This window comes from Enterobacter soli, assembly GCF_964208575.1.
GTDB classification, from domain to species: Bacteria; Pseudomonadota; Gammaproteobacteria; order Enterobacterales; family Enterobacteriaceae; genus Enterobacter; species Enterobacter soli_A.
Genome location: NZ_CAXOFU010000008.1, coordinates 1 through 15,024 on the forward strand (window position 1 = coordinate 1; position 15,024 = coordinate 15,024).

Annotated in this window: 13 protein-coding genes; 7 read left to right on the forward strand and 6 right to left on the reverse strand. The window is 59.7% G+C overall.

The genetic code is table 11. The features are described 5' to 3' along the window. Window positions 1–190 precede the first annotated feature (190 nt). The 3 genes from AB6V08_RS10065 to AB6V08_RS10075 are packed head-to-tail and all read left to right on the forward strand — an operon-like array spanning window position 191 to window position 1,995. Window positions 191–754, forward strand: a complete 564-nt coding sequence (locus tag AB6V08_RS10065) for a fasciclin domain-containing protein (RefSeq protein ID WP_368542531.1) — start codon at window positions 191–193, stop codon at window positions 752–754. Between the two features lie 42 nt (window positions 755–796). Next, complete coding sequence (locus AB6V08_RS10070) at window positions 797–1,351, forward strand: RNA polymerase sigma factor (protein WP_368542532.1); 555 nt, start codon at window positions 797–799, stop codon at window positions 1,349–1,351. Then, the gene (locus AB6V08_RS10075; protein ID WP_368542533.1) at window positions 1,348–1,995 is read left to right on the forward strand and encodes an anti-sigma factor; all 648 of its coding nucleotides are present in this window, start codon (window positions 1,348–1,350) and stop codon (window positions 1,993–1,995) included. Before AB6V08_RS10070 ends, AB6V08_RS10075 begins: the two co-directional genes overlap by 4 nt. An 11-nt stretch (window positions 1,996–2,006) precedes the next feature. Here AB6V08_RS10075 and AB6V08_RS10080 read toward each other — a convergent pair whose 3' ends face one another. Then, complete coding sequence (locus AB6V08_RS10080; protein ID WP_368542534.1) at window positions 2,007–2,702, reverse strand: GNAT family N-acetyltransferase; 696 nt, start codon at window positions 2,700–2,702, stop codon at window positions 2,007–2,009. A gap of 384 nt (window positions 2,703–3,086) precedes the next feature. Here AB6V08_RS10080 and AB6V08_RS10085 point away from each other — a divergent pair, with 384 nt between their 5' ends. Further along, a complete protein-coding gene (locus tag AB6V08_RS10085) occupies window positions 3,087–3,542 on the forward strand; it encodes a hypothetical protein (protein ID WP_368542535.1) in 456 nt (151 codons plus the stop codon). A 57-nt stretch (window positions 3,543–3,599) separates the two neighbouring features. On the opposite strand, the gene AB6V08_RS10090 is transcribed toward AB6V08_RS10085, so the two are convergent. Beyond that, complete coding sequence (locus AB6V08_RS10090) at window positions 3,600–4,073, reverse strand: cold-shock protein (RefSeq protein WP_368542536.1); 474 nt, start codon at window positions 4,071–4,073, stop codon at window positions 3,600–3,602. A gap of 123 nt (window positions 4,074–4,196) precedes the next feature. Here AB6V08_RS10090 and AB6V08_RS10095 point away from each other — a divergent pair, with 123 nt between their 5' ends. Both AB6V08_RS10095 and AB6V08_RS10100 read left to right on the forward strand, forming a co-directional pair. Next, on the forward strand, window positions 4,197–4,415 hold the full coding sequence (locus AB6V08_RS10095; protein ID WP_368542537.1) for a hypothetical protein: 219 nt from the start codon (window positions 4,197–4,199) through the stop codon (window positions 4,413–4,415). A gap of 120 nt (window positions 4,416–4,535) precedes the next feature. Next, entirely contained in the window at window positions 4,536–5,657 is a 1,122-nt protein-coding gene (locus tag AB6V08_RS10100) for a YbdK family carboxylate-amine ligase (protein WP_368542538.1), read from the forward strand. On the opposite strand, the gene AB6V08_RS10105 is transcribed toward AB6V08_RS10100, so the two are convergent. From AB6V08_RS10105 to AB6V08_RS10115, 3 genes are all read right to left on the reverse strand, one after another. After that, entirely contained in the window at window positions 5,647–8,742 is a 3,096-nt protein-coding gene (locus tag AB6V08_RS10105; protein WP_368542539.1) for an efflux RND transporter permease subunit, read from the reverse strand. The two genes, AB6V08_RS10100 and AB6V08_RS10105, sit on opposite strands and share 11 nt — an antisense overlap. Before the next feature lie 9 nt (window positions 8,743–8,751). Next, a complete protein-coding gene (locus tag AB6V08_RS10110; protein WP_368542540.1) occupies window positions 8,752–9,816 on the reverse strand; it encodes an efflux RND transporter periplasmic adaptor subunit in 1,065 nt (354 codons plus the stop codon). Window positions 9,817–9,921: 105 nt separating this feature from the next. After that, complete coding sequence (locus AB6V08_RS10115) at window positions 9,922–12,642, reverse strand: cation-transporting P-type ATPase (RefSeq protein ID WP_368542541.1); 2,721 nt, start codon at window positions 12,640–12,642, stop codon at window positions 9,922–9,924. A 499-nt stretch (window positions 12,643–13,141) separates the two neighbouring features. On the opposite strand from AB6V08_RS10115, the gene AB6V08_RS10120 reads away from it, so the two are divergent. Beyond that, a complete protein-coding gene (locus AB6V08_RS10120; RefSeq protein WP_368542542.1) occupies window positions 13,142–13,390 on the forward strand; it encodes a DUF1158 domain-containing protein in 249 nt (82 codons plus the stop codon). On the opposite strand, the gene AB6V08_RS10125 is transcribed toward AB6V08_RS10120, so the two are convergent. Continuing rightward, complete coding sequence (locus AB6V08_RS10125; protein WP_368542543.1) at window positions 13,376–14,944, reverse strand: alpha/beta hydrolase-fold protein; 1,569 nt, start codon at window positions 14,942–14,944, stop codon at window positions 13,376–13,378. The genes AB6V08_RS10120 and AB6V08_RS10125 overlap by 15 nt on opposite strands. Between the last annotated feature and the right edge of the window lie 80 nt (window positions 14,945–15,024).

The following is a 15,024-nucleotide window of genomic DNA, read 5'->3' on the forward strand; positions in this document are numbered from 1 at the left end:
TGACTTTTGCACCTTATGTAAAACGCTTACCGCTTCCTGATTAAATAATTACCGGGGATTCCTCGATCGTAGGCGGCAGGCACGCATTACTCCCCAAAATTTATTTTCATCATCCTGCATCCAATTCCCCCCCTGCCCTCGTATGTCTGTATGTGAGCAACGCCTTTGCTCCTTACTCCGAGGATAAATGATGAAAAAGCTACTCAGTGTTGCATGTGTATCCAGCGCTTTACTGTTCTGTGCAGGCGCTTCAGCGGCAATGGATTCAGGTACGGTGATGGTGGGGGGAGCAGAAATGTTCCCGAGCAAAAATATCGTTGAAAACGCCGTTAACTCGAAAGATCACACCACGCTGGTGGCGGCGGTAAAAGCCGCCGGCCTGGTGGACACGCTCCAGAGCAAAGGGCCGTTTACCGTCTTCGCGCCGACCAACGCCGCGTTCGCGAAGCTGCCCGCCGGGACGGTGGATAATCTGGTCAAACCCGAAAACAAAGCGGTGCTCACCAGCATTCTGACCTACCACGTGGTAGCCGGTAAGTACGACATGAAAGCGCTGGAAGCGAAAATCAAACAGGGTGGCGGGCACGCGGAGCTGAAAACCGTTAACGGGCAGCCGCTGTGGATAATGAGCAACGGACCGCACAACATTCAGCTTAAAGACGGCAAAGGCAACGTGGCCAATATCAGCACCTATGACGTCCACCAGAAAAATGGCGTCATCGATGTGATCGATACCGTCCTGATGCCTAAGTAGTTGTCTATACTTCGGAAGTGAATGCTGACTTCCGGTAAAAACATGGACAATGTGCTGGTTGAGCGACAAATAAAATTAATGCAGGCGGTCGCGAAAGGCGATCGCCGCGCATTTGAACAGCTGTACCGTTTGACCTCGCCGCACCTTTTTGCCGTCGCCCTGCGCATGCTGCGCGAGCGCGGCTGGGCGGAAGAGGTGCTGCACGACTGCTTCATCACCGTCTGGAATAAGGCGGAAACCTACGACTCTACGCTCAGTTCGCCGATAACCTGGCTTACCCATGTTGTGCGCAATCGCTGCATCGACTGGCTGCGCAGCGGGCCTGCCCGCCAGGCGCGCAACGAAGAAGAGTACACCGAGATGCTGGACATCACAGAGAGCGACGAGCGCAACGGCTGGCATGACGACGCCGAAGCAGACCGCCTGCGCCACTGCCTTGAGCATCTCAGTGCGGAACAGCGCCAGAGTATTACGCTGGCCTATTATCAGGGCATGTCCCACAGCGATATCGCAGGCTGGCTCCAGCAGCCCGTTGGATCGGTCAAAAGCTGGATACGCCGCGCGATAGAACATCTTCGGGAGTGCGTCGGGCTATGAATGAGAACGAAAAACGCGACGAGGCGCTGGCAGCCGAATACGCGCTCGGCACCCTGCGCGGCGCGGCGCGACTGCGATTTCAAAAACGCCTGATCCACGACCCGGGCCTGGCGAAACGCGTGGCGCGCTGGGAAAGCCTGTTCAGCACCCTGGACAATCATCTTGCTCCCGTCCCGCCGCCCGAAGCGGTGTGGAAGAAAATCGAGCTTAGCCTGCCCGCGCAAGCGCCCGTTCGCACTCGCAAACCTTATCTGGGCTGGCTGACGGCCGCTGCCATCGCGGCCCTTAGCGTCGTGACCTGGGTAGCAACACGGGAACCCGCGCTCGCCCCGCTGGTGGTGCTTAACGACGCGCAGCAGCACGGGCAGTGGGTCGTTAGCGCGGATGCCGATCGCCAGCGGTTGAACGTTACGCCCCTGCGCCCTGCCGCGCTTTCCGCCAGCCAAAGCCTGGAGCTGTGGCTGATCCCGTCCGGGCAGGCGCCGGTCTCTCTCGGCCTGGTGGATAACCAGACGCCGACCCGGCTAACCGTGAAAAACGAAACCATCAACGCGGATGCCGTGATCGCCATCAGCCTCGAGCCAAAAGGCGGCTCGCCGACGGGCCAGCCTACCGGGCCCGTGCTGTTCAGCGGAAAAATTTAAACCTCAGGCCTTCACCTGAAGGCCTCGAGGCGCTGAATCTGCCGCCCTTCCCCGTCGAAGTTCTCTTCTGCCAGCCACCCGCGAAGCTCGGCATCCCGAGCGTCCCATTCGCCATCGATAATCGAGAGCATATCGCTGTCGCGGTTGCGCCCTTTACGCACCAGCTTCTGGCGCAGACGGCCTTCCCAGACGAACCCCAGGCGTTCGGCGGCGCTGCGCGAGGCGACGTTCATCGAATCACACTTCCACTCCACGCGGCGATATCCGTGCGCGAAAGCATTTTTCAGCAGCAGCCACACCGTTTCCGTTCCCAGACGAGAGCCCTTCATCCTGCGTGACCAGGTGACGTGGCCGATCTCGACGGAGCCCTGCTGCCGCTCGATCGCCATATAGCTCACCAGGCCCACCGCGCGTTCAGAGCGCAAATCGATAACGGCATAGGGCACCAGCGCGTCGTCCATCACTTTTCCCTGCACCCAATGGGCCGTGGCCTCAACGCTCATCGGCTGGGTGCTGGCAAGCCACGTCCAGTCGCTGTCGTCGCCCAGGGAGTAGACATCAAACAGATCGGCGGCGTGGCGCTCAGTATTCAGCGGCTCAAGCCGGCAGTAGCGGCCCGCCAGCGGCGTGCGGGTAAGGACGCGCGCGCCGTTCCAGTCAGGAACGGGATCGTTAACGGTCTGACCATGTTGGTTGATTTCCGGCACAGGGGGGACTCCTTGAAAGGTAAGGAATTTGTTATAGCAGCTTAAAAGGCGAACGAAAAGTGCGCGGCTCCGACGCTTTCTGGAAGGAGCCTCGCAAACCTGAAAAGTAACCGCGCTTAATGCAGGGATAAGGCTTTTATTTATTTTTGGGTGGTCGTAAAGTGCCTGCGTTGCGGCACAACCCGCAATCGGGCGTAGGAACCCGTTGGCATAAAACGCTATTTTTATCGCGGCAGCGCCTTTCAGTCAGGTGGCGCTGACGGAGCAACCCTAAGGTTGGCCGTTTTCTTTATGCACGGTATTCCTACCTCCGTCAGCGTTGCCCCCTCTGAGAGTAGGTACTCACCTGGTGGTTAATTATTTTTTGCATAAAGAGGATGCCAAATGGCTACTATCCCTGGCCTGTCTTACCCGCAATCTGAAGAAAGCTTTATTCAGCACTTACTGGCAATGCCTGTTTCAGCGTCTGCGGATCGCGTTGAATTATCCGATGCCTGTACGGCATACGTGAGCGTGCTGGTCGAAACGCCCGACGCCGAAACCCGCGCCGCACTGTGCCAGCGTCTGAACGACACGCTCGCTGCGCTGCGCTCGCGTTGCGATACCGCGCTTGCGCCGCATCTGATCGAACGGCTGGTTGAAGGCGAAAAGGTTCGCTCCTGCGTACCGGCCTGCTGGCAGGAGGCTTCGCTCCAGGTGGACTATGCGCTGGCGTTAACTCAGGCGATTCAGGGGGGGACATTGCCAGCCGGGGTGGAGAACGATCTCACCGGGCTGCTGCACGATATGGTCTGGCTGCTGGCGGAGTTTGTGAAGGAGCCGATGCTCGCGACGCACTGAAACCTGAAGGCAATGCCGAAATTCTGCGGATATCAGGTGCAGAATTTCGGCACCGAATTACTTAAGCATTTTGATGGTGGCGTCGATATCAATCTCGTCTTCCGAGAAGATATGCGTCGTTTTCTGGAAGGTGGTGATCGCCAGTTTTTTCACCGTGCGCATTTCACCCGGCTTGGCCGCGGTTTTCGGTTTGATGTTGTTCATCAGAAGCCCGACCGACAGCACCGCATTGGCTTTATCAATACCGGTATCAGCGGGTACTTCCTCGCTGAACACCACGAAAGACTTGATAGAGGTGAGTTTCAGACGCTCACCCGCAATATAGATGTACTGGCTTTCAGGGATAACCTTCACCGCATAGGCAGAAAGGCCTTTGTTGTTGGTGGTGGGTTCGAAGGTTACCGCCGCGTCTTTCTTGATCAGATCAGGGTTAGCGACCTTAATCACATGAAAATAGCGGTTGTCACCGTTTTCATCTTTGATAAATCCAAAGCCTTTATCTTTAAACCACGTTGTGATTGTACCGTTCATCGCTGCTACCGCCTGTCTGATCGTTCGTTAACTCAATTTTTGCAGGGCGGAGTGTAAAACACAATGCGGCCGGGGGCGAGAGTTTTGGTGAGGTTAATACCCATAAAGAGCAGGGGGTTGAGAGTGAAGATATTTGTTATTTGTCTTTCGTTTTTTTTAGGCTGTTATGCGCTTATCGACAGCTATACCTCTTATAAGAAAGGCGTGTTTAAGGAATACCGAAAGATGGCGCCCTACGTTTATCATTATCGTGGCGAAAAATCCTTCATTCCCCAGATTTTAATGAATGCGCTCATGGCCGTGATAATGCTGGGCGTGGGGGTTTGGTTGTTGCTGGGCTGATTTGACCAGGGGTGGACTTCAGAATCTATAACGGATTGTGTGTAGGGGAAGGCCGTGTCGCGGCCCAAGGCTCACCCGCCGTTGTCTATACTCAACCCATACCAGACAACGGAGTGCGCCATGCCATTACCCGACTTTCATTCCTCTGAACCCTTTACCATGGGCATTGAACTCGAACTCCAGGTGGTTAATCCGCCGGGGTACGATCTCAGCCAGGACTCATCTGCCCTGATCGCCACCGTGAAAAACGACATCAAAGCCGGCGAGGTGAAGCACGATATCACCGAAAGCATGCTCGAAATCGCTACCGGCGTGTGTCAGGACATCAACCAGGCGGCCGCACAGTTTTCCGCGATGCAGCAGAGCATACTGCGTGCGGCGGGCGAGCAGCATATCCAGATTTGCGGCGGCGGGACGCATCCGTTTCAGAAGTGGCAGCGTCAGCAGGTGTGCGAAGATGAACGCTACAACGTGACCCTCGAGCACTTCGGGTATCTGATTTTGCAGGCCACGGTGTTCGGTCAGCACGTGCATATCGGCTGTCGAAACGGTGACGATGCCATATACCTGCTCCACGGCCTGTCGCACTTTGTTCCGCACTTTATCGCCCTGGCAGCGGCGTCGCCCTATATGCAGGGCACGGACACGAAGTTTGCCTCGTCGCGCCTGAACATCTTTTCCGGGTTCCCGGACAACGGGCAGATGCCGTGGGTCAACAGCTGGCCGGAATTCGAAGGGCTGTTCCGTCGGCTAAGCTCCACCAGCATGATCGACAGCATTAAGGATCTGCACTGGGATATCCGCCCCAGCCCGCACTTTGGCACCGTGGAGGTGCGGGTGATGGATACGCCGCTGACCCTGGCCCACGCGATTAACATCGCCGGGCTAATCCAGGCGACCTCGCACTGGCTGCTGACCACGCGGCCCTTCAAACATCAGGAAAAAGATTTTCTGCTCTACCGCTTTAACCGTTTTCAGGCCTGCCGCTACGGGCTGGAGGGGATCCTGACGGACGTTCATACCGGGGAGCAAAAAACCATTGCAGAAGACATTGCCTGGCTGCTGGAGCGCGTTGCCCCCTCTGCGGAAAAGCTGGGGGCAACAAGCGCCGTTGAGGGAATTGCCCTGATGTTGAAACAGGGCAAAAGCGAGGCGCAGCAAATGCGGGATTTCATCAACGACGGCGGTTCGCTGACCTCGCTGGTGCAAAAACACTGCGAACTCTGGGCGACTAGTCCGTAAGCCGGTGCCCCCACTCGCGCAGGCGCTGGAACAGCACAAACAGCGCCGGGATAAACACGATCCCGATGACGGTCGCCACCAGCATTCCGCTAAACACCGTGGTGCCGATGATGCGACGGCTCTGCGCCCCGGCGCCGGTGGCGAGCATCATCGGCAGTACGCCGATAATGAACGACACTGCGGTCATCATCACCGCACGGAAGCGGCGTGACGCCCCCTCGCGCGCGGCCTCGACGATCGCCAGCCCTTCGTTGCGCCGCGTGCGGGCGAACTCAACGATCAGGATTGCGTTTTTTGCCGCGAGGGCGATCAGCAGCACCAGACCAATCTGCACGTACACGTCGTTGGCGTATCCGGCCATCCACAGCCACACCAGCGCACCGCCGATGGCGAACAGCACCGACAGCATCACGCTGGCGGGCAGCGTCCAGCTCTCATACTGGGCGACGAGGAACAGCCACGCCATCACCACCGCCGCCAGCACAATCCAGATAGCCTGATTCCCGGTCTGCTGCTCCTGATACGACATGCCGCTCCAGGCGTAGTCGTACCCGGCGGGCAGATTTTCGGCCAGCAGTTCGCCCATCGCCGCCATCGCCGTGCTGCTGCTCACGCCCTGCGCCGCCGAGCCGCTCACCGACACGGACGGGAACTGGTTGTACTGCTGCAGGAACGGCGCGCCTACGGTTGGGGTGATGGTCACCAGATTGCTCAGCCGCACCCGCTCGCCGCCGTTGCTGCGCACGTACAGATCGCTGATTTGCTCCGCGCGCTCGCGCCACTGCATTTCGTTTTGCATCACCACGTGATACACGCGGTTGTTGACGCTGAAATCCCCGGCGCGCGTGCCGCCGAAGGCGGTTTGCAGGCTGCTGAAGATCCGCGAGACCGGCACGTCCAGACGCGCCGCGCGCTCGCGATCGACGCTCAGCGTCAGCTGCGGCACGTTGCTGCTCCAGGTGGTAAAGACGCGTTGAAGCTGCGGATGCTGGTTCGCCTTCAGCAGAATGCCGCGCGTGACCTGCTCCAGCTCCGCCGGGGTTTGTCCGGCCTGCGCCAGAATACGCAGGTCAAAGCCCGAGGCGTTGCCCAGCCCCGGCAGCGTCGGCGGTGCAAAGGTCATGATGGTCGCCTCCGGCAGGGCGAGAAGCTGGCGCTGCAGCGTGCCCATCACCTCATCCAGCGGCGGGCGCTCGCTCCAGTCTTTCAGCATCACCGAGATAAACCCGCCGTTCGACGCGCTGGTGCCGTTGAGGATATTAAACCCGGACACCTGAATCACATCCTCCACCGCCGGGTTGGCCGCGCTCAATTCCCGCGCCTTCGTCATCACCGCTTCGGTACGCTCAAGAGAGGCCGCCTCCGGCAGCTGGACGCTGGCAAAGAAGTAGCCCTGATCCTCCTGCGGCAGGAAGCCCTTTGGCATCGACATAAAGCTGAACGCCACCACGGCAGCCGCGGCGGCGGTCGCCGCCAGCGCCAGCAGCGGGCGCAGGTTGAAGACAGTCACCAGACGGGTATAGCCCCGGCGCGTGGCGTCCAGACCGCGGTTGAAGCCGCGGAAAATCGCCGCCGGGCGCGCAGGACGCGGGCGCAGCAGCAGGGCGCACAGCGCCGGGGTCAGCGTCAGCGCCACCATGCTTGAGAGCGTCACGGCGGTCGAAAGCGTGACCGCAAACTGGCGGTACAGCTCGCCGACAATCCCCGGCAGCAGCGCCACCGGCACAAACACCGCCAGCAGCACCAGGGTGGTGGCAATCACCGGCCCGGCAATCTGGCGCAGGGCCAGGGCGGTCGCCGCCGTGCGGCTCTGCCCTTCCGCCATCAGCGTTTCAACGTTCTCCACCACGACGATGGCATCATCCACCACCATGGTGAGCGCCAGAATAATGGCGAACAGGCTCAGGGTATTGGCGGAATAGCCCAGCGCGTAGAGCACCGCAAAGGTGCCAATCAGCGACACCGGAATGGCGAGCGCCACAATCAGGGTTGCTCGCCAGCTCTGCAAAAACAGCGACACCACAACCACCACCGCGAGCATCGTCAGCGCAAGCGAAACGCCAATCTCCTTGATGGTCGCCGCCACGAACTGCGTGGTGTCGAACTTCACTTCGTAAGTCAGATCCTGCGGGAAGCGTTTCGCCAGATGCTCCAGCTCGCCGCGCACGGCCTCAGCCACGCGCAGCGCGTTGGCGGACGGCGTAGGGTAAATGCCGAGATAGGCGGAATCATGCCCGTTCAGCTGCGCCCCGGAGCTGTAGCTGCGGGAGCCCAGCTCGATGGTCGCGACGTCATGCAGGCGCACCAGTTGGCCCTGCTCTCCGGCACGAATAATGATGCTGGCGAAATCGTCGGCCTGGTTAAGACGCCCCAGCCCGTTGATGGTCAGCGTCTGCTGCTGGCCGTTAAACACTGGCGGCGTGCCCACCTGGCCCGCTGCGCCCTGCACGTTCTGCTCGCGCAGCGCCTGGGCGATATCGTCGGTGGTCACGTTGAGCGCGTTCATGCGATCCGGACGCAGCCAGATGCGCATGCTGTAATCCCGCGCGCCAAACATCTGCACCTGCCCGACGCCCGGCAGACGCGCCAGCGCTTCACGCACCTGCGTGCTGGCGTAATTGCTCACAAACAGCGGCGAGTGGGTGTTTTCCGGTGAGTAAAGGCTTACCCCCATCATCAGGTTGCTGGCGCGCTTGCGCACCTGCACGCCGTTTTGCTGCGCCTCTGCGGGAAGCTGCGCGAGCGCCTGCGCCACGCGGTTTTGCACGTCGATAGCCGCCAGATCGGGATCGGTGCCCGCGGCGAAGGTGATGTTCAGGCTGTAGGCCCCTTCGTCCGAACTGGTGGACTCCATGTACAGCATGTGATCCACGCCGTTGAGCTGGGTTTCCAGCGGCGTGGCGATGGCCTCAGCCACGTCAGCCGAGCTGGCGCCCGGCCAGGACGCGCTGACGTTGACCACCGGCGGCGTAATTTGCGGGTACTGCTCCACCGGGATCAGCCTGAGGGCAATCGCCCCCAGCAGCGTGATAACCAGCGCAATCACCATCGCGAAACGCGGGCGTTTTATGAAAAACGTCAGCATAGCGGCTCCTTAATTCAGTACCTGGACGGTCATGCCATCCTGCAAACGCTGCGCGCCATCCGTCACCACGCGCTCGTCTGCGCGCAGGCCGGAAAGCACCTGATACTGCTGGCCCGACTGTGCGCCAAGGGTCAGCGGGCGCTTTTGCACGCTGTTCTGCGCGTCAACGACCCAGGCGAAGAATCCGCTGCCGTTTTGCACCACGGCCGCCGCGGGGATAAACAGCGCGGTCTGCGCCGACTGCGGACGCAGCCAGACGTTAATGCTGCCTCCCGGCAGCAGAGCGTGGCGCGGGTTGGCAAACTCGGCGCGCACCATCACGCTGGCGGTTCGCGGATCGATGCGGTTATCCACCGAGGTTAACTCGCCGCTTTCGCGTCCGCCGTCGGTGTCAATTTGCGCAAGCCAGGCTTGCTTCAGCTTGCCGATGTCCGCGTGCTGCCCGGCCTTGGTGGCAAACACCCCCTCTTCCAGCGCAAAGGCGATGCGGATCGGGTCAAGCTGCACCACGTCCACCAGCACGCCGCTGGACGGATTCACCAGGCTGCCCTGGTGAAAACGGCTGTGCCCCACGCGCCCGTCGATGGGGGATACGATGCGGGTGTAGGTCAGCGTGACGTTGCGCGCCTCTAAGCGTGCCCGGGCCTGCTCCAGCGCGGCGCTCGCCACGTCGCGCTGCATCCGTGCGTTATCGACATCGTTACGGCTGATGGCGTTGCCGGTTTTCAGGCTCTCAAAGCGCGTGAGCTGCTGCTGCGCCTGGCGCAGCGTGGCTTCAGCGCTTTTCACCTCCGCCTGAGCCAGGCGCACCGCGGCACGCGGCTCGGCGTCGTCCAGCTCAAACAGCACGTCGCCCTTTTTCACATACTGCCCGTCGCGGAAATGGGTTTTGGTAATCACGCCCTCCGTGCGCGCCCGCAGTTCAACGGTGTGAATGGCTTCAACACGGCCCGGGATCTGGCGCTCTGCGGCGTGGGCGGCTTGCTCCACGGCGGCGACGCGCACGGGGATTGCGGCAGCGAAGGCAGGTTGCAGGGTAGCGGCGAGAAGGGCGAACAGGAGTGGGAATTTCATGGGAGTACCTCAGTATTTTCCCCTCCCCCTCTTCCTGAAGGGAAAAGGGAATTTGAACACCCTCTCCCCGTCAGGGAGAGGGCTGGGTGAGGGGTAAGGTTTGGGTTATGCAGCCTTGCGGAACCTGCGGGTCAGTCGCTTCTCGATTTCGACGACAAAGAACATCGCGCCCGCAATCACCAGGGTGATAGCCCAGTAGCGCAGCGGCAGGGCTTCGGTGCCGAACAGCATCTGCATAAACGGCAGGTAGATAATCGCCAGCTGCAGCAGGAGCAGCACGCCGGTCACCAGCCAGATACCTTTGTTCGCCAGCAGGCCGCGGTTCAGGGAGAACCCGTCGGTGTTACGGCAGTTGATCATGTAGACCCACTGCGCACACACCAGCATCTGCAGCAGCACGGTACGGATGAACTCCGCGCTGTGGCCGCGCGGCGCGAGCCAGGCTTCCAGAGCAAACGCGGCGATGGCGATCATGGTGCCCACGAAGGCCACGCGCCATACGGCAAAGGCGTCCATGACGTGCTGTCCGGTCTGACGCGGCGGGCGCTTCATGATGCTGCGCTCGGCGGCTTCAAAGGCCAGGCCGAAGGAGAGCGTCGCGGAGGTCGCCATGTTCATCCACAAAATCAGCACCGGGGTCAGCGGAATAATATTCCCCGCTAGCAGCGCAATCACAATCAGCAGACCCTGCGCCAGGTTAGTTGGCATGATGAACAGGATCGTTTTCTTCAGGTTGTCGTAGACGCGACGCCCCTCTTTCACCGCGCTGGCAATCGTCGCGAAGTTGTCATCGGTCAGCACCATGTCCGCCGCTTCTTTGGTCACTTCGGTGCCTTTGATGCCCATCGCGATCCCGACGTCCGCCTGGCGCAGCGCTGGCGCATCGTTCACGCCGTCACCGGTCATGCCGACGATTTCGCCTTTGTCCTGCAACGCTTTCACCAGGCGCAGCTTATGCTCCGGGCTGGTACGGGCGAAGATGTCGTACTCCACCGCCGCGTTCGCCAGCTCCTGGTCGTCCATTTTCTCCAGCTGGTATCCGGTCACCGCCTGGGCGCTGTTGGTGATCCCCAGCATCTGACCGATGCTCATGGCGGTCTGCGGGTGATCGCCGGTGATCATCTTGACGCGGATCCCGGCCTGCTGGCAGGCGTGGATTGCATCGATAGCTTCCGGACGCGGCGGGTCCATCATCCCGGCAATCCCGAGGAAGATCAGGCCGTGGCTGAGGTCGTCATGGGTCAGCGACGCTTCGCCGTTCGCCGGCTTGAACGCCGCGGCAACCATGCGCAGCCCCTGACGCGCATAGCGCTCCATCTCCGCTTCCCAGTACGCGCGGTTGAAGGCTTCCGCGCCGTTGCGGGTCTGCTGCTGCTCGCACAGGGCGAAAATCACGTCCGGCGCGCCGGTGATCAGGATTTGCTCCTCACTACCAATCTGGTAGTGGGTGCTCATGTACTTGTACTGCGAGTCAAACGGGATCTTGTTGATAAGGGTGGTCATCACCGGCGCGAGGTGGGCTTTCGCCGCCAGCACCTTCAGCGCCCCTTCGGTTGGCCCGCCGGTGATGCCCCACAGCCCGCGCTCGTCCTGAATCAGCTGGCTGTCGTTGCACAGGTCGATGGTGCGCAGATACTGCTCCAGCACGGTGTCCGGCTGGATCTGCACCGGCTCGTCGCTGCCCTCAAGGTAGATGTTCCCCACCGGCTCGTAGCTGTTGCCGTCCACGCGGTAGCAGGTGTCGGCAGTGATAATCGCCTTCACGGTCATCTCGTTCATGGTCAGGGTGCCGGTTTTATCCGAGCAGACCACGGTCATCGCGCCCAGCGTTTCGACCGTCGGCAGCTTACGGATAATGGCCCGCTTGCGCGCCATCGCCTGAACGCCGAGAGACAGAATGATGGAGATAATCGCCGGCAGACCTTCCGGTACGGAGGCCACCGCCAGGCTAATCAGGGAGAGCAGCAGCTCGCCCATCGGGATATCGCGCAGCACCAGGCTGAAGACAAACAGCGCCGCCATCATCGCCAGAATAATGACGAAAATCGCCTTGCCGAGTTTGTCCATCTGCACCAGCAGCGGGGTACGGTGCTTTTCAATGCCCGCCATCATCTGGTTGATGTGGCCCAGCTCGGTGTCCTGCCCGGTGGCAATGACGACGCCCACGCCGCCACCGGCGCTGACCGTGGTGCCGGAAAACACCAGGTTGGTGCGGTCGCCCAGCGGCAGTTCGCCTTCCAGCGGCTGCGTGTGTTTATCTACCACGGTGGATTCGCCGGTTAAAATGGCTTCTTCCACGCGCAAATTATGCGCTTCAATCAGGCGCATATCTGCCGGAATACGATCGCCCGCGCGTAATACAATAATATCGCCCGGGACTATTTCAGTTGTTGGAATAGTTTCATGACTGCCGTTGCGAATAACGCGCGCGTCGCTGGAGAGCATATTGCGGATGCTTTGCAGCGATTTTTCCGCGTTACTTTCCTGGATATGACCAATCAGCGCATTAATGACCGCCACGCCTAAAATAACCAGCGTATCGACCCAGTGCCCCATTACCGCCGTCAGCACAGCGGCGGCCAGCAGGACATATATCAGCACATCATTAAAATGGGCGAGAAAACGCAGCCAGGCGGGTTTGCCCTTTTTCTCCGGCAGGGCGTTTGGGCCATATTGATCGAGGCGCGCTTTTGCTTCCGCGCGGTCGAGGCCGTTAGCCTGGCTTTGCTTGTGAGCAAGCACTTGCTCAACGGTCTGCTGGTAGGCTTTGCCCTGCACACTCCCCCCTGCGGGCGGCATATTTTGTGAGTTTATCATCTTGGTCATTGATTCAATTCCTTCAATATCCGGTGGACGGAAGCCTGAATTCCTTTCTGGCTTAAATATTATTGATAACTGCCGTTTTAAATTCTTGCGGTGTAAATTGATCTACCGCAAAATAATTACTGACGGGTTATTCAAAACTAATTACACTAAATTTGTTAAGATGATTCTTACAAAATATTTCTAAACCAACTCTAAACAAGGAGACACCATGTTTGGCATTTATCGCGGGCGCCGCCTGGCGTTGTATATAATCGCTGCCATTGTTATTGCAACGTTAATTGGATATAGCACATATACATTTGTAAAATTATTCACCTGAAGCAGACATTAATTTACACAAGCCAATATTAATTTAATCGCTTCAGGAATATTATTCTGTTTCTGGTGATATTTTCCGGAATGCGCCTTTTGTTTGATTAAAAACGAGCGGCTGGGTTTATATTGCTTTACGAAACAATTTCCCGGACAATAACTTTTTTAACTGACGATTAACATTAATATGAAACACCCGTTAGAATCGCTGCTAACAGCCGGAGGCATTTTACTGATGGCTCTGCTCTCCTGCCTGCTGTTACCCGCGCCCTCGCTGGGGCTGGTGCTGGCGCAAAAGATGATGGCAACCTTCCACCTGGTCGATCTTAACCAGCTTTACACCATCCTCTTCTGCCTGTGGTTTTTGCTGCTCGGCGCCATCGAATTCTTCATTCTGCGCTTCGTCTGGCGCCGCTGGTTCTCACTGGCGTCGTAAGCCGGTAAAGTCGCGCATGGCGTGGATCAACGCTTCGCACCACGCCGTGTAATCATGGCCGCTGGACCACGGATGGAAGCTGACGCGATAGCCTTTTTCCCGTAGCACCTGCTCAAACGCCAGGGTGCCAGGATAGTTGCCGCCGCCCGGCCCGGCGATTTCAAACGTCCCTGCCTGCAGCCAGAAAGCGATCGGATAGCGCGGCGACTGCCGGTACTGGCGCGTCAGCCAGCCGGGCGCCTCCCCTTTCGGCGCCCACCAGTACGATCCCGACAGGCTGAGCACGTTGCCAAACAGGCGCGGATAGCGCAGCGCTACCCACGACGCCGCAATCCCCCCGTAGCTGGAGCCCGCCAGCACCGTTTTCTGGCGCTGCATCGCAACGCCCTGCCCGCGCAGCCACGGCAGCAGCTCGTGCGCCATAAAATCGGCAAAATCGGGGTTCGGCGGCAGCTCGTGCCCGCGGCGGGGATGGTCAAGGCTGTCAATAAAGACCACGTTGACGGGCGGCAGATGGTGGCGGGCGATCAGGCCGTCCAGCACGTTGGCGAAACGGTATTCATCCTGATAAATCTGACCGTCGAAAAGCACCAGCGTCCAGCGCGCGGGCTGTGCGCCACGCGGCTTGTAAATCATCACCTCCCGCGCGTTGCCCAGGATCTGGCTAGTGAACGTCTCGCGGGTCAGCGTGCCGTTCACCAGCGGCTGCGCCATCGCCTGCGTGGAGAAGTAGCGCGCCTGGCTGAGATCGAGCAGCGAGAAGCGGTTCCAGCGATCCGCGTTCGGTTCACCAAAGGCGTGAGGGTTGAGGGGATCGGCCTGGGCGCTCACCAGGATCGCCCGTCGCCGATCGTGCGGCGATCCGTTGATATCCGGCACGTCCGGGGCCAGCTTGTACTGCAAGATCGTATCGGCAGGCACGACGAAGCTGCGAAACCAGACGTCGCTGCTCCCGAGGCGGAACAGCGGATCGTGCTCCCCCGCCGGGGAACCGAGAAGAAACACGTTATCCCGCGCCCCGCGCCATAAAAACGTCACCCGCTTGTGGCCGGCATCCACCGGCTCCACCATCGGCGTTCCCTGACGAGCCTGTTCCTGCCAGAACGCCTCTGTACTCCCGCCGGCCGCAAGAGATGTTGCCAGCGCTTTTAGCGCGGGGCTTTCGGGGTCAAGCACTTGCGTGCGGGAGAGCGGCGCGGTCTCTTTCATTTGCCAGCGAAAACGCCAGGGCTTACCCTCCTCGCCATGCAGCACCAGCGACGTGCTTTGCCGTACCGGCAGGGCAAAGAGCAGCGCGTGTTCGCCATCCGCAGGGCCATGTTCAATCAGGGTACGAATGCGGCGGTTTTGCCCATCCAGCAGACGGGCATCCGTCACGCCGTTCAGCGTGGCGGAAACGTAGTTTTCACCGAGGGCGGGCAGGACAAAGCAAACTTCGCCGCTGGCATCAAATTTCCCCTTCACCTCACCCTGAATGGATGAATGCTCGCACGTTGCCGCCAGCGCGGGCAGCGTACCGATCCCTAACAGCAAACCGCTCCAGACCCTGTTCATTACCGCTTGTTCCCCAACGAAATTTGCCCACAACGCTAATGCAAATGGTAATGATTTGCAATATTGATTGAAGCAACCAA

Bases quoted from the DNA above. Each gene is read 5' to 3' on its own strand.
- AB6V08_RS10085 (WP_368542535.1), top strand. From the start codon at position 3,087: ATGGCTACTATCCCTGGCCTGTCTTACCCGCAATCTGAAGAAAGCTTT.
- AB6V08_RS10115 (WP_368542541.1), bottom strand. From the start codon at position 12,642: ATGACCAAGATGATAAACTCACAAAATATGCCGCCCGCAGGGGGGAGT.
- AB6V08_RS10075 (WP_368542533.1), top strand. From the start codon at position 1,348: ATGAATGAGAACGAAAAACGCGACGAGGCGCTGGCAGCCGAATACGCG.
- AB6V08_RS10065 (WP_368542531.1), top strand. From the start codon at position 191: ATGAAAAAGCTACTCAGTGTTGCATGTGTATCCAGCGCTTTACTGTTC.
- AB6V08_RS10070 (WP_368542532.1), top strand. From the start codon at position 797: ATGGACAATGTGCTGGTTGAGCGACAAATAAAATTAATGCAGGCGGTC.
- AB6V08_RS10110 (WP_368542540.1), bottom strand. From the start codon at position 9,816: ATGAAATTCCCACTCCTGTTCGCCCTTCTCGCCGCTACCCTGCAACCT.
- AB6V08_RS10105 (WP_368542539.1), bottom strand. From the start codon at position 8,742: ATGCTGACGTTTTTCATAAAACGCCCGCGTTTCGCGATGGTGATTGCG.
- AB6V08_RS10120 (WP_368542542.1), top strand. From the start codon at position 13,142: ATGAAACACCCGTTAGAATCGCTGCTAACAGCCGGAGGCATTTTACTG.
- AB6V08_RS10125 (WP_368542543.1), bottom strand. From the start codon at position 14,944: ATGAACAGGGTCTGGAGCGGTTTGCTGTTAGGGATCGGTACGCTGCCC.
- AB6V08_RS10100 (WP_368542538.1), top strand. From the start codon at position 4,536: ATGCCATTACCCGACTTTCATTCCTCTGAACCCTTTACCATGGGCATT.
- AB6V08_RS10090 (WP_368542536.1), bottom strand. From the start codon at position 4,073: ATGAACGGTACAATCACAACGTGGTTTAAAGATAAAGGCTTTGGATTT.